This is a genomic window from Streptomyces rubellus, assembly GCF_036323805.1.
Lineage (GTDB): Bacteria > Actinomycetota > Actinomycetes > Streptomycetales > Streptomycetaceae > Streptomyces.
This window is the reverse complement of record NZ_JAZDCX010000020.1, coordinates 69962-88778: the sequence shown is the minus strand read 5'-3', so window position 1 is coordinate 88778 and position 18817 is coordinate 69962. Positions and strand designations below refer to the sequence as shown.

Annotated in this window: 12 protein-coding genes, 1 tRNA gene and 3 pseudogenes; 10 read left to right on the top strand and 6 right to left on the bottom strand. The window is 72.3% G+C overall.

Annotated elements, in window-relative coordinates:
* Positions 1–7: 7 nt before the first annotated feature.
* Positions 8–1750: a cholesterol oxidase substrate-binding domain-containing protein gene (locus V1L54_RS22090; RefSeq protein WP_330119811.1), complete on the bottom strand. Its 1743-nt coding sequence runs from the start codon at positions 1748–1750 to the stop codon at positions 8–10.
* 204 nt (positions 1751–1954) lie between these two features.
* Positions 1955–2674, bottom strand: a complete 720-nt coding sequence (locus V1L54_RS22085; protein WP_330119810.1) for a L,D-transpeptidase family protein — start codon at positions 2672–2674, stop codon at positions 1955–1957.
* Between the two features lie 215 nt (positions 2675–2889).
* Between V1L54_RS22085 and V1L54_RS22080 the strand changes: the two genes are divergently transcribed.
* The 6 genes and pseudogenes from V1L54_RS22080 to V1L54_RS22055 form a co-directional block, all read left to right on the top strand.
* Positions 2890–3660: a helix-turn-helix transcriptional regulator gene (locus V1L54_RS22080; RefSeq protein WP_330119809.1), complete on the top strand. Its 771-nt coding sequence runs from the start codon at positions 2890–2892 to the stop codon at positions 3658–3660.
* A gap of 231 nt (positions 3661–3891) precedes the next feature.
* Complete coding sequence (locus V1L54_RS22075; RefSeq protein WP_330119808.1) at positions 3892–4941, top strand: iron-siderophore ABC transporter substrate-binding protein; 1050 nt, start codon at positions 3892–3894, stop codon at positions 4939–4941.
* Between the two features lie 56 nt (positions 4942–4997).
* Positions 4998–5981 (top strand): FecCD family ABC transporter permease, encoded by a 984-nt coding sequence (locus V1L54_RS22070; RefSeq protein WP_330119839.1) that lies wholly within the window; start codon positions 4998–5000, stop codon positions 5979–5981.
* Positions 5978–7030, top strand: coding sequence for a FecCD family ABC transporter permease (locus V1L54_RS22065; protein WP_330119807.1), 1053 nt, complete (start codon positions 5978–5980; stop codon positions 7028–7030). The genes V1L54_RS22070 and V1L54_RS22065 overlap by 4 nt, the downstream gene beginning before the upstream one ends.
* Positions 7027–7881, top strand: a complete 855-nt coding sequence (locus tag V1L54_RS22060; protein ID WP_330119806.1) for an ABC transporter ATP-binding protein — start codon at positions 7027–7029, stop codon at positions 7879–7881. The genes V1L54_RS22065 and V1L54_RS22060 overlap by 4 nt, the downstream gene beginning before the upstream one ends.
* Before the next feature lie 208 nt (positions 7882–8089).
* Positions 8090–8692 (top strand): annotated as a pseudogene (locus V1L54_RS22055) (MFS transporter); the annotation flags it as partial.
* A gap of 29 nt (positions 8693–8721) precedes the next feature.
* Here V1L54_RS22055 and V1L54_RS22050 read toward each other — a convergent pair.
* A pseudogene (locus tag V1L54_RS22050) lies at positions 8722–9330 on the bottom strand (methyltransferase domain-containing protein); the annotation flags it as partial.
* Between the two features lie 523 nt (positions 9331–9853).
* Here V1L54_RS22050 and V1L54_RS22045 point away from each other — a divergent pair.
* Positions 9854–11719, top strand: a complete 1866-nt coding sequence (locus V1L54_RS22045; RefSeq protein WP_330119842.1) for a hypothetical protein — start codon at positions 9854–9856, stop codon at positions 11717–11719.
* A 516-nt stretch (positions 11720–12235) separates the two neighbouring features.
* Here the strand turns inward: V1L54_RS22045 and V1L54_RS22040 are convergent.
* Positions 12236–12331 (bottom strand) — tRNA-Sec (locus V1L54_RS22040).
* 153 nt (positions 12332–12484) lie between these two features.
* Here V1L54_RS22040 and selD point away from each other — a divergent pair.
* The 3 genes and pseudogenes from selD to V1L54_RS22025 all read left to right on the top strand — a co-directional run bounded on the left by selD (position 12485) and on the right by V1L54_RS22025 (position 15059).
* Positions 12485–13537, top strand: a complete 1053-nt coding sequence (gene selD / locus V1L54_RS22035) for a selenide, water dikinase SelD (protein ID WP_330119805.1) — start codon at positions 12485–12487, stop codon at positions 13535–13537.
* Positions 13538–13851: 314 nt separating this feature from the next.
* Positions 13852–14139, top strand: a pseudogene (locus V1L54_RS22030) (hypothetical protein); the annotation flags it as partial.
* Positions 14140–14162: 23 nt separating this feature from the next.
* The gene (locus V1L54_RS22025) at positions 14163–15059 is read left to right on the top strand and encodes an ABC transporter substrate-binding protein (RefSeq protein ID WP_330119838.1); all 897 of its coding nucleotides are present in this window, start codon (positions 14163–14165) and stop codon (positions 15057–15059) included.
* A gap of 52 nt (positions 15060–15111) precedes the next feature.
* Here V1L54_RS22025 and fdh read toward each other — a convergent pair whose 3' ends face one another.
* The gene (gene fdh, locus V1L54_RS22020) at positions 15112–18414 is read right to left on the bottom strand and encodes a formate dehydrogenase (RefSeq protein WP_330119804.1); all 3303 of its coding nucleotides are present in this window, start codon (positions 18412–18414) and stop codon (positions 15112–15114) included.
* Positions 18415–18447: 33 nt separating this feature from the next.
* A complete protein-coding gene (locus V1L54_RS22015) occupies positions 18448–18765 on the bottom strand; it encodes a hypothetical protein (RefSeq protein WP_330119803.1) in 318 nt (105 codons plus the stop codon).
* Between the last annotated feature and the right edge of the window lie 52 nt (positions 18766–18817).

Here is an 18817-nt window from a genome sequence, read left to right as displayed (position 1 = left end):
CGGGCGGTCAGGCCAGCAGCCGGTCCAGGAAGGGGTTGCCGAACACCCGGTGCGGGTCCAGCCGGTCCAGCGCGGCCACCGCGCCGTCCCAGCCGGGCAGCGAGGCGGGCACCGCCTCGCCGATGACCTCCGGATCGTCCCAGGCCGCCCGGTCGGTGTAGGCCCAGCCCTTGGACCACTCGACGCGGGTCAGGGCCGTCGTGCCGTCGAAGGCGCGCAGCAGGAAGCGCTCCAGCTCGCGGTAGAAGGCCGGTGCGTCGGGGGTGCCGGGCAGGGTGAGCACGTCCAGCCAGACGGCGGTGTCCCACTCCGGCCGCCCGGGGACCGGCCGCAGCGCCGACAGCGCCGGGGCCACGGCGCCCGGGACGTCGGCCTCCTCGGGCCGGTCCAGGCCGGTGACGCGGATCTCCACCGAGCCGTTGACGGGGAAGCGCCCCCGCGCCGCGTACGCCGCCAGCCGCTCGCGGTAGAACGCGGTGAAGGCGGCGACCACCTCCTGCACCCGGGAGCGGGCGGTGATGACCGCGTATCCGTTGGCGGTGACCCGCAGGGTGGTCGGCCTGATGTAGAGCAGGGTGTTCTTCGAGGGGCCCCACAGGTCGGTGGCCGCGGTGGCCACCAGCCCGGTGGCGGAGGCGGTGGACTGGGCCTCGCCCAGTGCGGGGGCCAGGTACCAGGCGCCCTCCGAGACGATCTTCCCGGCCAGTTCGGCGACCGGCCGGGGCACGTTGTCGGAGAAGGGGTAGTTGTACGGCCGGGTCACCGGCCGCGAGGCGGGCGGGCGTTCGGGTGCCACGCTCCACACCTTCAGCCAGGGATGCTCGCTGAAGGCGAACCAGATCGCCTCGGCCCGCCCGGTCTCCGCCACGAAGGATCCGAAGGTGCGGCCGCCGCCGCCGGGCGGGGCGAAGAGTTCCTCGGCGGTGATGTCGGTGCGGCTGACGCACCGCAGGTTGTCGTTCCCGCCGACCCGCAGCACCGCCTCCGTTATCAGGGCCCGGCCCAGGTGGGCGAGCAGCACGGCGCAGTCGGGGTCGTCGCGGTGGTAGGTGCGGGCGGTGTACGCGCCGCTGCCGGGGTCCCAGACGACGGCGGTCAGGGACACCACGCGGTTGCTGAGCGAGCCGTAGGTCTGCCCGGGCGGACGGGACTCGCCGCGGCCCGGGACGGCGGTGCCGTGCGCGTCGATGGCGAGCACCCCGCCGAGCGAGAGGTCACCGGGGGCGGGGGTGGCGGTCAGCCCCAGCCCGTGTTCCTCCAGGGAGGTCAGCAGCTCCTCCATCGACACCCCCGTACCGGCCCGCACCGAGGCCGGTCCGCCGGGCGGCGCGCTGATGTCGAGCCGGGTCAGATGGCGGGTGGTGTCCAGCAGCAGTACCGGGCGGCCCGCCCCGGCGTCCCCGCCGGAGTCCGCCGCGAGGGTCAGCGGCGCCCAGCCGTGGGAGTGGCCCCGGGGCCGTACCCGCCAGCCGTTGCGGTACGCCCAGTTGACCGCGGCGACCACCTGCGCGGTGTCGCGCGGGGCACAGGCCCACAGCCCGGTGGCGGTGGTCTCCCCGGACCAGTTGCGGTAGGAGGAGCGGTACAGCTCGACCTCCGGCGGGAAGCCGGCCGGCGGTTCCGCCGCGCCGTGCACCGCCGCCGGTGCGGCGGCCCCCGCGGCACCGGCGGCCGTACCGCCCACCGCGCCGGCGACCGTCAGCGCGGCGGTCGTCCGCAGGAGTCGGCGTCTGCTCCACTCGTCGTTCATCGCTCACCCGTCCATGAGTGCGTCGGTGTCCTGGAAGCCGCGCCCCGCCCCGGCTACCGGGCGGTGCGCGGCGGCGAACCGGGTACCCGGGACGGCCTCCCTGACGCCTCGTCAGGGCGCGTCGTCGGCGACCCGCCCGGCAACGCGCGGTGCCCGGGTACCGCGCTGCCGCGGTGCCCGGGCACCAGAGGGGTGCGCCGTCCGTCAGGTGCCCGGCTTGCGCCCGTACACGTAGACGTCGTCACCGTTGCGCAGCAGCTTCCAGTAAGCCGCCGCGTCCGACGGCCGCATGTTGACGCAGCCGTGCGAACCCGGCGGCGACCACACGCTGCCCTTGATGGAGTGGAACGCCTGCCCGCCGTCGAAGAACTGGCTGTAGGGCATGGCCACGTCGTAGAGCGTCGACCAGTGGTTCCTGTTGCGCCAGTAGACCTTCTTGGCGCCGGTGCGCGTCTCGTACCTGTCGCGCCCGGTGCGGACCGGGAAGGGGCCCTTGACGAGCTTCTTCCCGTCCTGGATCCAGCTCAGCTGGCGGGTGAGGTCCACGCAGGCGATGCGGCCCTTGTTCGTCGGGCACTTGCCGGCCCTGTTCGGGTTCTTCCCGGCGGCCTTCTGCTTGTTCATCAGCTTCATCACGCCCCAGGTGACGGGGCCGGCGTAGCCGATGTTGGGCGAGATGCCGTGCTTGGTCTGGAAGCTCTGGATCCTCTTGCAGTCCTTGGCCGACTGCCGGCCGTCCGCCTTGAGTCCCAGGAAGCCCTCCACCGCCTTCTGGTGGGGGCCGGTGCTCTTGGTGCAGGCGGGCGCCGCCTGTGCCGAGGTCGCACCGGCCAGGACGGCCAGGGGGGCGGCCACCACCGCGGTGGTGAACAGCGCCACGAGTCTGTGCCTGTGTCTGCGGCCGGTGGCCGCGGATATGCCCATGCCGGGTCTTCTCCCTCCCCGCGCACCGCCTCGCGGGCGGCCCGGTGCCGGCCGCGTCCGGTGGTGCGCGCCGGGGAGACGGCGGGCGCGGAACGCCGGTACCGTCCTCCCGGGGGAGTCAGACAGCGGAACGCGGCGTTCGGTTGCACGGGCCGCGCACGGGTGTCCGGCCTGCTGTGGCCGGCGGGGGGACGGGCGCCGGATAGCCTGAGCGCATGCGTGTCACCAGGGACCTTCCGGCGCTCGCCGCGGGCGAGGTGGACGTGCCCTTCGTGATCCAGGGGTACGAGGAGGTCGTCGCCGCCGACACGGCGTGGAACGAGCACTCGCACCCGTGGCACGAACTCCTCTGGAACGAGTACGGCACGTCCACGGCCGTGGTGGGCTCCCAGGTGTGGTGCATCACGCCGACGCTGGGGCTGTGGATGCCCGCGGGGCAGCTGCACTCCGCCTCCGCGGCCGCGGGCACCTCCTACCGCGCCCACTTCTTCCGGCACGGCACGGTGTCGGCGCTGCCCGACGCGCCGGTGGCCGTGGAGATCACCCCGCTGCTCCGGCTCCTTCTGGAGCGGCTCGAGGAGGCGGATCTGCCGCCGCGCTCCCGGGCCGTGACCGAGACGATGGTCCTCGACGTCCTGCGGCCGTCCTCCCGGGCGCTGCTGGTGCAGCTGCCCACGTCCGCGCTGCTGCGGCCGATCGTGGACGCGGTGCGGACCGACCCGGCCGACCAGCGGACGCTGGCCGGCTGGGCCTCCGCCCTCGGGTGCAGCGCGCGCACGCTGACCCGGGCGTTCCGGGCCGAGACGGGGACGAGTTTCGTCCGCTGGGTCGCCACGGTACGGGCTCAGCACGCCGTACGGCTCCTCTCCCGCGGATTCGAGGTCGACGTGGTGGCCGACGCGGTCGGCTACCGCTCGGCGAGTGCTTTCGGGGCGGCCTTCCGGCGGACGACCGGTATGACTCCCGGCAGGTTCCGGGCGCGCTGAGAGAGGCGGGCGGACGGGCGTGCCCTGGCGGAATCCGCAGCCGTGATGTCCCGATCGCTACAAGAGCTGTCGAGAATGCTCGATTGATGTGCGCGCTTCCCCTGCATACGCTACTCAGGTAAGCCTTACCTAACTTGCTGCGGCAAGTTCGGTGCCCTGCGCCACGGCCCGCGGACCGCGGTCCGGACCCGTGGGCCCCGGCACCCCGGACCGAAAGTGAAAAACGGGTCGATGAGAACCCCACGCCTCCGTGCGGTCGCCCTCGCGGCGGCCCTCCTGCTCGGACTCGCCGCCTGCGGCGGTCAGCCCGGCGACAGGAACGACAGCGGCTCCGCTGATGCCGGCGCCGACGGCTCCGGCCGCTTCCCCGTGACGATCAGGCATGCGCTCGGGACCACCGTCATTCCCGCCGAGCCCACCCGCGTCGCCACCGTGAACTGGGCCAACGACGAGGTGCCGCTCGCCCTCGGCGTCGTCCCCGTCGGCATGGCCAGGGCCAACTTCGGCGACGACGACGGGGACGGCGTGCTGCCCTGGGTCGAGGAACGGCTCGAGGAACTCGGCGCCAGGACGCCGGTCCTGTTCGACGAGACCGACGGCATCGACTTCGAGGCCGTCGCCGACACCAGGCCGGACGTCATCCTCGCCGCGTACTCCGGGCTGACCGAGCAGGACTACGAGACCCTCAGCCGGATCGCTCCCGTGGTCGCCTATCCCGAGGCCGCCTGGGCGACTCCGTGGCGCGACATCATCCGTCTGAACAGCAAGGCCATCGGACTGGCCGGGCGGGGTGACGAGCTGATCGCCGACCTGGAGGGGCGGATCGAGGAGACGGCCGCCAAGTATCCCCAGCTGAAGGGGAAGACGGCGATGTTCATGACCCACGTGTCGTCCAAGGACGTCAGCCAGGTCGGCTTCTACACCACCCACGACACCCGCACGCAGTTCTTCACCGACCTCGGTCTGAAGATCCCCGCCAGCGTCTCCGGGCCGTCCGGGTCGACGAAGAAGTTCGTCCTCACCAGGAGCGCCGAGCGCATCGACGACTTCAACGACGTCGACATCATCACCGGCTACGGGGACGACAAGGGCGAGCTGCTGAAAGCGCTCAAGAGCGACCCGCTCACCTCGAAGCTGCCCGCTGTCCAGCGGGGCTCTCTCTACCTGCTGCCCGGCAGCACCCCGCTGGCCACCGCCGCGAACCCGACCCCGCTGTCCATTCCGTACGTCCTGGACGACTACGTGGCGGCGCTCGCCGAGGCCGCGGACAAGGCCGCGTGACCGTCACCGAGGTCCCGCGCGCGCCGGACGCCGCACCCGTACGGCGCCCGGCGCGCATGCGCGTGACCTGGCTCCTCGTGCTCGTCGCGGTCCTGGCCGCCACCATGACGGCCTCCCTTGTCCTCGGCTCCCGAAACGTCGCCTGGGCCGACGTGTGGTCGGCGCTCGGCGGGGCGGACCGCACTCTGGAGGAGGCGGCGGTCGCCAACCGCGTACCGCGCACCCTCCTGGCCGTCACCGTGGGCGCCGCCCTGGGACTCGCCGGCGCGGTCATGCAGGGGGTGACCCGCAACCCGCTGGCCGACCCCGGCATCCTCGGCGTCAACATGGGCGCCTCGCTCGCCGTGGTCACCGCCATCGCCCACGCCGGCCTCGCGTCGGTGTCCGGATACATCTGGGCGGCGATGACCGGAGCGGGCCTGACCGCGGCTTTCGTGTACGCCGTCGGCTCACTGGGACGCGGCGGCGCCACCCCGCTGAAGCTGGCCCTCGCCGGTGCCGCCATCTCGGCGGCGCTCGCCTCGCTGGTCAGCGCCGTGGTACTGCCGCGCAACGACATCTCCGGCACCTTCCGGCTGTGGCAGATCGGCGGTGTCGGGGGCGCCTCCCACGCGCAACTCGGCAGTGTCGTGCCGTTCCTCGCCGCCGGCTTCCTGATCTGCCTGGCCTCCGCCCGTGCCCTCAACTCGCTGGCGCTGGGCGACGACCTGGCCGCCGGGCTCGGCGAGCGGGTGGCCCTCGTCAGGGGCGGCGCCGCGCTCGGCGCGGTGGTGCTGTGCGGCGCGTCCACCGCCGTCGCCGGGCCGATCGGCTTCGTCGGGCTCGTCGTACCGCACGCCTGCCGGCTGCTGGCGGGTGTGGACCACCGCTGGCTGCTGCCGTTCTCCGCGCTGAGCGGTGCCGTCCTGCTGACGGCCGCGGACGTGGTGGGGCGGGTCGTGGCACGGCCGTCCGAGATCGACGTGGGAATCGTGACCGCGATCGTCGGCGCCCCCTTCTTCGTCCACATCGTCCGCCGGCAGAAGGTCAGGTCCCCGTGAACGCCCCCGCCGTCCCCGCACCGGCCGTGCGGCGGACCGTCACCCGCGCCCGGGCACGCCGCGCACACCGGCGACGGCTGATCGTCTCGGCGCTGCTGGTCCTCGTCACCGCCGCCCTCGCCGCGACGCTCATGGCCGGGCACACCTTCTATCCGGCCCGCGACGTACTGCGCGTGCTCACGGGCGAGCAGGTCCCCGGGGCCTCCTTCACCGTCGGCACGCTGCGGCTGCCGCGGGCGGTGCTCGCCCTGACCGCCGGATTCAGCTTCGGCATCGCCGGCGTCACCTTCCAGACGATGCTCCGCAACCCGCTCGCCAGTCCCGACTTCATCGGCATCAGCGCCGGGGCGAGCGCGGCGGCGGTCATCGCCATCGTGGTCTTCTCGCTGAGCGGGACCGAGGTGTCCGTCCTGGCGACAGCCGCCGCGATCGGGGTGGCACTGCTGATGTACACACTCGCGTTCCGCGACGGGGTCGTCGGCACCCGGCTCATCCTGATCGGTATCGGCATCTCCGCCCTGCTCGACAGCGTCACCTCCTACGTCCTGTCGCAGGCCGCCGAGTGGGACCTCCAGGAGGCGTTGCGCTGGCTCACCGGCAGTCTCAACGGCACGACCTGGAAGGAGACCGTGCCCGCCGTCCTGGCCGTGCTCGTGCTCGGCCCGGTGCTGATGTCCCAGGCCCGCAACCTGAACGCGCTGAGTCTGGGGGACGACGCGGCGTCCGCGCTCGGCGTCCGCGTCGAACGCACCCGCGTCACGGTGATCGTCGCGGCCGTCGGGCTGATCGCGTTCGCCACGGCGGCGGCCGGACCGATCGCCTTCGTCGCGTTCCTCTCCGGGCCGATCGCCGCCCGGCTGACGGGAACCGGGGGATCCCTGCTGGTGCCCGCCGGCCTGGTCGGCTCCCTGCTCGTGCTGGTCGCCGACCTCACCGGTCAGTACGCCTTCGGCACCCGCTATCCGGTGGGCGTCGTCACCGGTGTCCTCGGCGCGCCCTACCTCGTGTACCTGATCGTCCGCACCAACCGGGCCGGAGGCTCACTGTGACCGCGTCCCACGCCCTGACCACCGAGGCCCTCACACTCGGATACGGCGACCGCGCCGTCATCGAGGGCCTGGACCTCACCCTCGCGGGCGGGAGGATCACGGTGATCGTCGGCGCCAACGCCTGCGGCAAGTCGACGCTGCTGCGCTCGATGTCCCGGCTGCTCGTCCCCCGCGCGGGCCGGGTCGTCCTGGACGGCAGGGAGGTCCACCGCACTCCGGCCAGGGAACTCGCCCGCACCCTGGGCCTGCTGCCGCAGTCGCCGGTCACCCCCGAGGGCATCACGGTGCTGGACCTGGTCGGTCGGGGCCGCCACCCCCATCAGCGGGCCTTCTCCCGCTGGACGGCGAAGGACGACGCCGCGGTCGCCGCCGCGCTGGAGGCCACCCGTACGACCGACCTGGTGGACCGGGCGGTCGACGAGCTCTCCGGCGGGCAGCGCCAGCGCGTGTGGATCGCGATGGCGCTGGCCCAGCAGACCGATCTGCTGCTGCTCGACGAACCCACCACGTTCCTCGACATCAGCCATCAGATCGAGGTCCTCGACCTGCTGACCGACCTGAACCGGACCCGCGGCACCACGATCGTCATGGTCCTGCACGACCTCAACCTGGCCGCGCGCTACGCGGACCGGCTCATCGCCCTGGCGTCCGGACGGCTGCACGCCGCCGGAACGCCCGAGGAGGTGATGACCGAGGAGGTGGTCCGGGCCGTGTACGGCATGGAGAGCCGCGTCGTCGAGGACCCGGTCTCGGGCAAGCCCCTCGTCCTGCCGGTCGGACGCCACCACGTGACGGCCGCGGACGCCGGAGCCCCGCACGCGGTGCCGTCGCCCCCGGACAGGACGAGCTGATCACGGACAGCGGCACCGCGGCTCCCCGGACCGGGACCGCGGTGCCGTGCGCCACGGACCACCCGGACCGGCACCTCGGAGCACCGAGGAGAACAGGAGTCAGGCCATGTCCCCGTCCCACCTGCCGCCGGGCGCCGCGGCGGCCGTGCCGTCGCGGCACGCGTCCAGTACGCGTCCGGCGTCCGAACCGGCCGGGAGCCGCTGAGCCATGGCCTCGAAGCTCGCCGCAGTGCTGCCCGACCTCGCGCCCTGGCGCTGCTCCCGGGACTTCCGCCTCCTGTGGATCCAGGGTCTGGTCGCCCACCTCGGGAGCGTGATGGTGCTGATCGCGCTGCCGCTCCAGATCAAGGAGCTGACCGGCTCACCGCTGGCGGTGGGCGCGATGGGCGCTGCCGAACTGGTGCCGCTGGTGGTCTTCGGACTCTACGGCGGGGCACTCGCCGACGCGGTGGACCGGCGCAAGGTCATCGTGCTGACCGAGGCGGGACTGGGGCTGCTGGCGGTCGTCCTGCTGCTGAACGCCATGCTGCCGCGGCCCATGCTGTGGCCGCTGTACGGGGTGGCGGCCGCGGTGGCGGCACTCGCCGGACTCCAGCGGCCGGCCGTGGACTCGCTGCTGGCCCGGATCGTCCCGCACGACCAGCTCGCCGCGGCGGCCGCGCTCAGCCGGGTGAGCGAGGAGCGGCCGGTGGCCGCGTCCACGGCAGCGCCGGGCAGCCGCTCGGCGCGGGCAGGCATGAACCACGCCTCGCCGACGAACCGGCCGTGCGCCGCCCCGCCGCTGTCACCGACGTCGAGAACGGCCAGGCCCCCGGCCCAGATGTCCCGGTGGAGCGGCACCACGATCCGCCCTGCGGGCCGGGTCTGCTCCACCCACACCCACGGCACCCGTGCGACCGAGCATGTGGCGATCACCCGGTCGTACGGGCCGCCGCGCGGCCACCCGGCCATACCGTCCGCGCACACCACCAGCGGGGACCGGCCGATACGGGCAAGGGAGCCCTGCGCCTGCTCGGTGAGGCGCGGGTCGACTTCCACGGTCACCACGTGCCGGTCACCGGCCCGGTACGCCAGCAGAGCCGCGTTCCAGCCGGTGCCGGTACCGATCTCCAGCACCCGGCCCCCGCCGCCTTGGAGGTTCAGCGCGTCCAGCATCCGCGCCATGACCGACGGCTTCGAGCTGGACGACGTGGCGATTCCCGGCCCGTGCTCGGCGCCGTCATCGAGCTGGGTGACGACCGGCTCGTCCGCGTACACCAGGTCCCACCACGCGCCCGGGCCGCGCTCGCGGTGGACGGGCACGTGCCCGCCCGGGATGTGCCGCCAGATCAGGTCCGGCAGGAACGCGTCCCGCGGCACATGGGTGAACGCCGGCCGCCGCTGCCCGGTGAGGGCGCCAGTGGCGGTGAGCGCGTCGACCAGCTGCCGCTGGCGCAGGGGCGCCGTCATGCGTGCTTCGGGGCGGGCGTGGACGGGCCGCCGCCGACGCCGCGCCGGGAAGTTCCTGCCGGGCCCGCCAAGGAGATCCCCGCCGGTTCGGGTATTCACCCTGGGCCGGCGACCGTGCCACCCACAGGATTTTCCCGATCAGGAAGTGGCTGCTGGCTCACTCCCGGCTCCACCTGCGTTTCACCCCAGCGGGGCGTCTTGGTCGGACCTGGCGGAGCGGTGTTCACCGAGTCGACCAGCAAGTCGACCGGTAAACGGATACGGCGAGATGTTCACCGCTCCGTTCAGGTTCTGGGCCGGGACATCCATGGCCGGATCGCCGCCTGGCACGTCGGCTCCAGGCTCCGTGTCCTGGACCAAGACCGCGGACGGAACCTCTGAACTCCTCTCCTCATGCCCGAAGAGAATTCCCCGCTCAAGGGCTGGAGACGAGAAGGGAAAGCCTGCGATGATGCGGCGTCGGCAGCTCAGCTCCGAAGAGGGCCGGGTCGTTCCGGTACGGCTCCGGCAAGAGGGGGGAACGATGGAGACGCAGGTCCAGCGGGAGGCCAGGCGCACGATCAGTGCGTGGCTGACCAAACAGATCAATACGTCGACGCAGAATGCCTATCCGCAGGTCCGTGCGGAGATCATCACAGCACTCCAGCGGATCGACGAACGGCTCAAGGAGCTGAACGACTCGCTACACGAAAAGTACTCGATCAGGAAACCCAAGAAACTTGTCAAGTTCTATATGAAGGGTGGCAACGCGTTCGCGTGTGTCCGCGAACCCAACGGTTTGAACGCCACCACGTTGGGTGGCGGCGACTCCGACTGGGACACCCAGATCGTCGTCGACCCGTGGACGCCGTTGCCCGTTCAGGATCAGTTGTACAGCCTCATCCAGGAAATCGTGCTGGAGGAGATGGTGAAGGCCGGCGTCGCGGTTGCGGCGGTGATTGGTGCCCTCGCCGAGGACGTCGGGGCGGCGTGGGAGCGGGCCTGCGGCGACATCCAGGGCGACAACCTCGAGAACTACAGGCTGAGCTGCGACGAGCCCCAGGTGCTGAGACAGGTGTACGACCCGCAACGCATCGGGTTGTGGATGAACGACCGCCGCAAGCTCAAGGACCCGGAGAGTGACAAGCCGGTGCCCGGCATCGTCTTCAACGACGCGATCCGGCCGTTCGCCATCTACCGTCTCGGCTACACGTGGCGCGCGGAGCGCGAACAGGGAGAGTACTCCCGCACGCCCAGGTTCGATTGCGACATCGAGAAACCGATCCTGATGGAGCTGATCGACGTCACGCTGCCGCGGCGGAACACGGTTGAGGCGGTCACGGTCTGGGAGGAACTCGAGCAGGGACACGTCAAGGTGGAGAGCTGTTCCGTCACCGTCGCGCATCCTCACCCGGTCTGCGCGTTGGTACCGTTGCCGGACATCTCGTATCACTTGCGTGAGATCAGCACGATGATGTGCGAAATCGCTGACGGCACTTCGCGTCACCAGGACAAACTGAGCAAACGCTTCGGACGGTTCAAGGTGATCTGGGACGACAGAGACGAAGCCGGGAAGGCTGACATCGTCAAGGTGCTCAGCGCGCTGGCGGGGGTCGGGTGCATCTCCGCCGAGACGCCGGAGCACAACGACCACGTCACCCAGGCGATCACCGGACACGGCGCTGAGATTGCGCACACCGTCCTGGCCGACACCGATCCTGCGTTCCGCCTGGCCCGCAAACTGATGGACATCGTCGCCGCGCGCAGTCAGGCGGCCGCCGGTGACTTCACCGAAAGGGGCTCGGTCGCTGGTGCCGCTCTGCAGCGTTTCGACGACGCGCGTGCAAACTTGGAATCCTCGTTCGCGGAACTTCTGGTGCTGCCCGAGGGGTTCGAAGGATTGGTCATCGAACATGCTCCGAGTGACGACCTGGCGCTTTTGAAGCTGGTGGAAGAGAACGAGTACCTGGACGTCACGAGGATTCAGTTCTCCGGCGTTGACCGTGCCGCCGTCGTACGGGTGCCGAACCAACTGGCACTCGACGCCGTCGCCAACGCGATCCTCGCCGGACTCGATCCGATCAAACTGGATCCCGAGCACACCGGCCCACCGAAAAAGACCGTGCGCTTCAGGGAGCACAGGACGGTCCGGCGCGGCGGCATCAGTTACGAGAAGACGATGGTGGTCTTCGGCAACGGCCGTGCGGAGGCGTACATCACGCTGACGACAGCCGGTCAGCAGGATGCGCCGTTCGTCCCGGCTCCCGGTGATGCGGGCGTCCGCTGTGCCTCCCTCGCGGAGATCGCCAGTCAACGACTGGTGGCTGCCGCACTGATCGAGGACTACGTAATCCGCACGGCGATCGGACGGCAGTACGAGGCACTGAAAACTCTGTTGCGCGACGTGTGATCGCACACGACGAGCGGTGACCGTCTGAAACACCCGTGCCGTGTGTCACCGCATGAAGGACGGCTCCCCGCTCGGTGACGAGCAGTGGCGTGCCGACGCCCTCCTGCGGTGGTGGGAGTCCGGCCTGCGGCCGGACTCCACACCGAGCCCTCTTCGTCTTCGGCGGCCCCGGGTGCCGGCCGGGCTTCTTCGACTTCTTCCAGGCGCGCTGCACGCTGACAGTTCCCTGACGCAGGGTGATGCCGCGGAATGGACTTCGCCGAGGCGGGGCGGAGCAGTCACTTCCACGGGGCACCCGGGGCGCGCAGCCCGGCCTGCTCGGCGCGGACCCGGTCCTGCACGTCGTCGGCTGTGATGTTGCCGACGGTGGCGGGCAGCACCTGGCCGGCGAGGAGGGCGTGCCGTTCTTCAGAGGCGGTCTCTTCCCGATGTGCGCCACGCAGGTGAAGACAAGGCTGCCCGGCCGTGCCCGGTGCCCCCTGAGGAGCGATCAGGGTCGCATTTCCGCAGGTCAGTTGGCGGAGGCGGACGGGAATCGAACCCGCCTGCCCGAGATCCTCGGGCACCTCGGTTTTGAAGACCGGGAGGGCCACCAGGCACCCATACGCCTCCACGCCGGGCAGGCGCATGCCCGCCGCAGGGATCATCCAAACCCGTCGGCTTCCGGGGAGTCAATCTCCACCCCGGTGTTTCGGGTGGTGATCACGGGGCAGTCGGTGCCGCGGCGTGCGGCGGGAGCCGCTGAGAGCGGTGAGAGGGGACGCGATGTACACCCGGAGCGAGACGGCCGGCCCGGATGCCCCGGCACGGGAGGCGCCCGTACGGCTGACGCGGTACGCGCACGGCGGCGGCTGCGCCTGCAAGATCCCGCCCGGGGAGCTGGAGGAGGCCGTGGCCGGGCTGGTGGGGGCGGCGCCGGCCGCGCGGCCCGCCGGGGAACTGCTGGTCGGCCTGGACACCGGGGACGACGCGGCGGCCGTACGGCTGCCCGGACCGGCGGGCGGTCCCGCCGTCATCGCCACCGCGGACTTCTTCACCCCCGTCGTGGACGACCCGTACCACTGGGGGCGGATCGCCGCCGCCAACGCGCTCTCCGACGTCTACGCCATGGGCGGCCGCCCTCTGGTGGCGGTGAACCTGCTGGGCTGGCCCCGGGAGAAGCTGCCGTTCGAACTGGCCCGGGAGGTGCTGCGCGGCGGGCTGGAGGTCGCCGGGCGGGCGGGCTGCCATGTCGGCGGCGGCCACAGCGTCGACGACGTGGAGCCCAAGTACGGCATGGCCGTCACCGGGATCGCCGACCCCGGACGGCTGCTGCGCAACGACGCCGGCCGACCCGGGCTGCCGCTGTCGCTGACCAAGCCGCTCGGCCTGGGTGTGCTCAACAACCGGCACAAGGCCACCGGTGAGTTCTTCGAGCACGCGGTGGAGACCATGGCGGCGCTCAACCGGGACGCCTCCGAGGCGGCCCTGGCGGCGGGAGCGCGGTGCGCCACGGACGTCACCGGCTTCGGGCTGCTGGGCCATCTGCACAAACTGGCGCGCGCCTCCGGGGTGAGCGCCGTGCTGGACCCCGCCGCCGTCCCGTATCTGGACGGGGCCCGCGAGGCGGTGCGCGACGGCTACGTCAGCGGCGGCACCCGCCGCAACCTCGACTGGGTCGCCCCGCACACCGACTTCGGCGGCGCGGACGAGCACACCCGGCTGCTGCTGGCCGACGCCCAGACCTCCGGCGGGCTGCTGGTGGCCGGGGAGGTCCCGGGCGCGCCGGTGATCGGCGAGCTGGTGCCGGCGGGGGAGCACACCGTGGTGGTCCGCTGAGTCCGTGGGTCCGTGGGTCCGTCACCGCCGGGCCGCCGTCGGACGGTGGGCGCGTTCGACCGCGCAAGGGTCCCGGACGGCGGAGCCGGGCCGCGGAAGCCCCCGCCACCCTCCCGGTGGCCGGCTGTTCCCTCCCCGAGCATCCGGGGAGACCTGCGCACGCCGGTACCGGCAGGCGGGCGCCGACGGGACCGTGCCCCGGCGCGCGGGGGTGCCGGGAGCGCGACCGGAACCGGGAAGCGGCCGGTGCCGTAACGCCCGGTGTCCGTCCTCGGTTGTCCGGGGGGAAGTCACCGGTCGACGGAGGAACACGGATGACGAGCACGGTCAGGAAGCCGGGAAGCGCCGGCGGGGGGACGACCCTCACGGTGGGGGTGGTGGCCGCCCGCACGGGGAGGCTGGCGCGGCTGGGGGACCCGCTGGCGTTCGCCGCGGGGCTGCTGGAGCCGAGGCTGCGCAGGGTCGGGAACGGCGGACGGGAGTACGGGCTGCGCCTGGTGAGCCGGGACAGCCGTTCCGGTGCCGACGGCGCACGGCAGGCGGTGCGGCAGCTGGTGGAGGACGAGGGCGCGCACATCGTGGTGACCCTGGCCGGCACCGAGGTCCTCCCCGCTGTCGCCGACAGCTGCGAGGCGGCGGGCGTCCCCTGTGTCTCCAGCACCTTTCCCTGGCAGGTCTACTACTACGGACGCGGCCGACGGACGAGAAGCCGTTCCGCTGGACGTACCACTTCTGCTGGGGCCTGGACGACATCGCCGAGACCTTCGCCGACCTGTGGGACGCCGTCGGCGGTCCGGCGCGGACGGTCGGCTGCCTGTGGAACGACGGCCCACAGGGGCACTGGTCGCGCCACCCGGAAGCGGGTTTCCTGCCCGCCGCCCGGAAGCGGGGCCATCACCTGGTCGACCCCGGCGGCTACCGCGAGCCCGCCGACGACCTCGGCGCGCACCTGACGGCCTTCCTCGACGCGGGCGCGGACGTCGTCACCAGCGCGGCCACGGGGGCGGACCTGGCGCGGTTCCGGCAGCAGGCAGCCGAGCGCGGTATGCGACCGAGGCTGATCACCTGCTCGCGGTGGCTGGCCTACCCGCCCACCACCACAGGCGCGGGCGAGCGGCCGCCGCAGGCGGACGTGGCGACGCTGGTGTACTGGTCCCCGCGCCACCCGTACCGCTCGTCGTTGGACGGGACGAGCGCGGCGGAGCCGGCCGAGGCGTACGAGCAGCGGACGGGCCGGCAGTGGCTCCAGCCGCTCGGACTGGCCCACGCGCTGTTCGAGGTGGCCGTGCACGCCCTCACCACCGCGGACGACCCCGTGCAGGCCGAGTCGGTCGCCGCGGCGCTCGGCCGGACCCGGCTGGAGACGATCGCCGGACCGCTCGACTGGACCGCCGGACCCGTCCCCAACGTCGCGACCGTACGGCTGGCCGGCGGGCAGTGGCAGCCGGGGCGCAGACATCCGTACGAGCTGCGGACCGTGACCGGTGAACAGGCCGACGGGGAACTGCTGCCCCTCGGCTGAGGGCAGCCGCCGGGGCCGGAGCGGCGCATCCTTCTCCGGTCCCGGCGACCCGTCACATCCGCGTACCCGTCTCCTCCGTGATGCCCGCCCGCCGGCGGTACTCGCGCAGCATGTCGAGCAGGGCCGGTCCGCGCGGGCGGCGCCCCGGGCGGATGTCGCAGGTCAGCGCCTTGGTCTCCTGGATGTGGACATTGGGGTCCAGGGAGATGTGGAGGAGCTCGTTGGCGGCGTCACCGCGCGAGTAGCCGTTGGGCCCCCAGTGGTAGGGCAGCCCGATCTGGTGCACGGCCCGGCCCTGCACCGTGAGCGGCACCATCCGGTCGGTCACCAGCACCCGGGCCTCGATCGCGGTCCGGGCGCTGACGATCGTCGCCCAGCCCAGGTGCTCCAGGCCCCGCTCGGCCGCCAGCCCGGGCGAGACCTCGCAGAAGAACTCCGGCTGGAGCTCCGAGAGGTAGGGCTGCCACCGGGACATGCCGCCCGCGGTGTGGTGCTCGGTGAGCCGGTAGGTGGTCGCCACGTACGGGAACACCTCCGAGCCCGGCTCCGCGCCGCTGGGCTGGTAGCGGTTGGCCGGGTGGGGCGTGCCCACGATCCGGACGGGGTTGCGCTGCTGCCGGTAGAGCGGGTTGGTGAACGGCGACTCCTGGGGCTCGTAGTGCGCCGGCAGCGGCCCGTCCAGCAGACCGGTCGGCACGTACAGCCAGGCCTTGCCGTCGGCCTGCATGACGAAGGCGTCGGTGCCCGACAGCGCCTCGGGACCCTGGGCGTCCTCGGCCGGTACGTGGTCCGGGCGCCGCTCCTTGGGGAAGTCCGGGATGTCGTGTCCGGTCCACTCGCCCTTCTCCTCGTCCCACCACACCAGTGCCTTGCGCTCGCTCCAGGGCCTGCCGTCGGGATCGGCCGACGCCCGGTTGTACAGGATCCGCCGGTTGGCGGGCCAGGCCCAGCCCCACTCGGGGGCGACCCAGTTCTGCTGCTTCCCCGGCTTGCGGCGCGCCGCCTGGTTGACCCCGTCGGCGTAGACGCCGCAGTAGATCCAGCAGCCGCACGCCGTCGAGCCGTCCTCCTTCAGCTCGGTGTAGGCCGACAGCGGCCGCCCCTCGGCGTCGAAGCCGTTGATCTCGGCGAGGACGGCCTCGGCCTCCGGCTCGGCCCGCTCGCCGCGGACCGGGTAGTCCCAGGTGAGGTCCAGGACCGGGCGGTCCCTCTCGTCGGTGGAACCGGCCAGCTTCTCCCGGATGATCCGTCCGAGGTGGTACATGAACCACAGGTCGCTGCGCGCGTCCCCGGACGACTCCACCGCCTTGTGGCGCCACTGGAGCATGCGCTGGGTGTTGGTGAAGCTGCCGTCCTTCTCGGTGTGCGAGGCGGCGGGCAGGAAGAACACCTCGGTGCCGATGTCCTCGGTGCGCAGCTCGCCCGTCTCGATCTCGGGTCCGTCCTTCCACCAGGTGGCGCTCTCGATGAGGGAGAAGTCGCGCACCACCAGCCAGTCCAGGTTCGCCATGCCCAGGCGCTGCATCCTGGCGTTGGCCGAGCCCACCGCGGGGTTCTCGCCCATCAGGAAGTAGCCCTTGCAGGCCCCCTCCAGCTGGTTGCGCACGGTGGTGTAGGTGTCGTGCGAGCCGGTCAGCCGCGGCAGGTAGTCGAAGCAGAAGTCGTTGTCCTCCGTCGCGGCCGGCCCCCAGTACGCCTTGAGCAGGCTCACCAGATAGGCCCGCATGTCGCCCCAGTAGCCCTTCTTGCCGGCCTCGGCGTCCACGAAGGTGTCGAGGTCGGGGCCGGTGTGGGCGTGCGGCATCGGGATGTAGCCGGGCAGCAGGTTGAACAGCGTCGGAATGTCGGTCGAGCCCTGGATCGAGGCGTGCCCGCGCAGGGCGAGGATGCCGCCGCCCGGACGCCCGATGTTGCCCAGCAGGGTCTGCAGGATCGCCGCGGTCCGGATGTACTGCACGCCGACCGTGTGCTGGGTCCAGCCGACGGCGTAGGCGATCGCCGTGGTGCGGTCCCGGCCCGAGTTCTCGGTGACCAGCGCGCAGACCTCCTCGAACAGGTCGCGCGGCACGCCGCAGACCTCCTCCACCAGCTCCGGCGTGTACCGGGCGAAGTGCCGCTTGAGCACCTGGAAGACGCACCGCGGGTCGCCGAGCGTCTCGTCCCGCCGCGGCCTGCCCTCGCCGAGGTCGGCGCCGCCGGAGCCGTGGGACTCGCCGCGGGCCTCCTGGGTGAGCTCCTCGGAGCCCTCCTCGTTCCGCTCGGAGTCCTCCCCGGCCCGGCCGGAGTCGCCGTCGTTCCGCGGGTAGCCCTGCTCGCGGTGCCCGGAGGCCGCCTGCGCGTGCATTCCCTCGTACTGCCAGCTGCTCGCGTCGTAGGCGCGGTGCTCCTCGTCCAGGCCGGAGAAGACGCCGTCGAGGTCCTCGGTGTCCTGGAAGTCCTCCCGCAGGATCACCGGCGCGTTGGTGTACGCCACGAGGTAGTCGCGGAAGTACTTCTCCTCGCTCAGGACATGGTTGACGATCGCGCCGAGGAAGGCGATGTCACTGCCCGCGCGCAGCGGCACGTGCACGTCGGCCAGCGCGCTGGTGCGGGTGAACCGCGGATCGACGTGGATCACCTTCGCGCCGCGGGCCTTGGCCTCCATCACCCACTGGAATCCCACCGGGTGGCACTCGGCCATGTTCGAACCCTGGATGACGATGCAGTCGGAGTTCTGCAGGTCCTGCTGGAAGGTGGTCGCGCCGCCGCGGCCGAACGAGGTCCCCAGACTGGGGACCGTGGAGGAGTGTCAAATACGGGCCTGGTTCTCGATCTGCACCGCGCCCAGCGCCGTGAACAGCTTCTTGATCAGGTAGTTCTCCTCGTTGTCGAGTGTGGCGCCGCCCAGGCTCGCGATGCCCATGGTGCGCCGCACCCGCCTCCCCTCGTGCTCCTCCTGCCAGCCGGACCGGCGTGCCTCGATCACCCGGTCGGCGATCATGTCCATCGCCGTGTCCAGGCCCAGGGCCTCCCACTCGGTGCCGTACGGCCGCCGGTAGAGCACCTGGTCGGCCCGGGCGGAGCCGGTGGTGAGCTGGAGGGACGCCGCGCCCTTGGGGCACAGCCGGCCACGCGAGACGGGGGAGTCCGGGTCGCCCTCGATCTGGGTGACCTTCCCGTCCTCCACGTAGACGTTCTGGCCGCAGCCGACCGCGCAGTACGGGCAGACGGACTTCACCACCTTGTCCGCGGTGCGGACCCGGGGGGTGAGCCGCGCGGTGTGCCCGCTCTCGGCGGCGGCGCCGCGGCCCAGCGGATCGTCGCCGGTGAGCTGCCGGTAGACCGGCCAGGACTCGATCCAGGTTCGGATGCCCACGATCGCCTTCCCTCGCTGTTCCCGCTGTCGTCCCTACGCTTCGTCCCGTGCCGTGCCGCGCCGGGCGGCCCGGCGCATCTGCCCGTCCGAGCGGGCCCGCTGCCGCAGCCAGCGGTGGACCGTCTCCCGGGCGTCCGGGGCGGCGGACCGGGCGTGCGACATCTCCTGCGTGCTGTCGCGCGACACGCCGGGCCTGCGCGCCTGGGCGGCGGTCACGGAGTCGCCGCCGTCGGCCGGCAGACCGGTCGCGACCAGGTACGCCTGCCCCGGGGACACGCCCAGCCGCTCGGCAGCGGCGCCGTAGTCCAGGCCGGACTCCAGCAGCCGCAGCACCTGCTCGCGTGTGGGCACCGCACCAGCCTCCCTCGTCACCGGTCCCCCGGAGTACCCCGGTCCCCCTTGG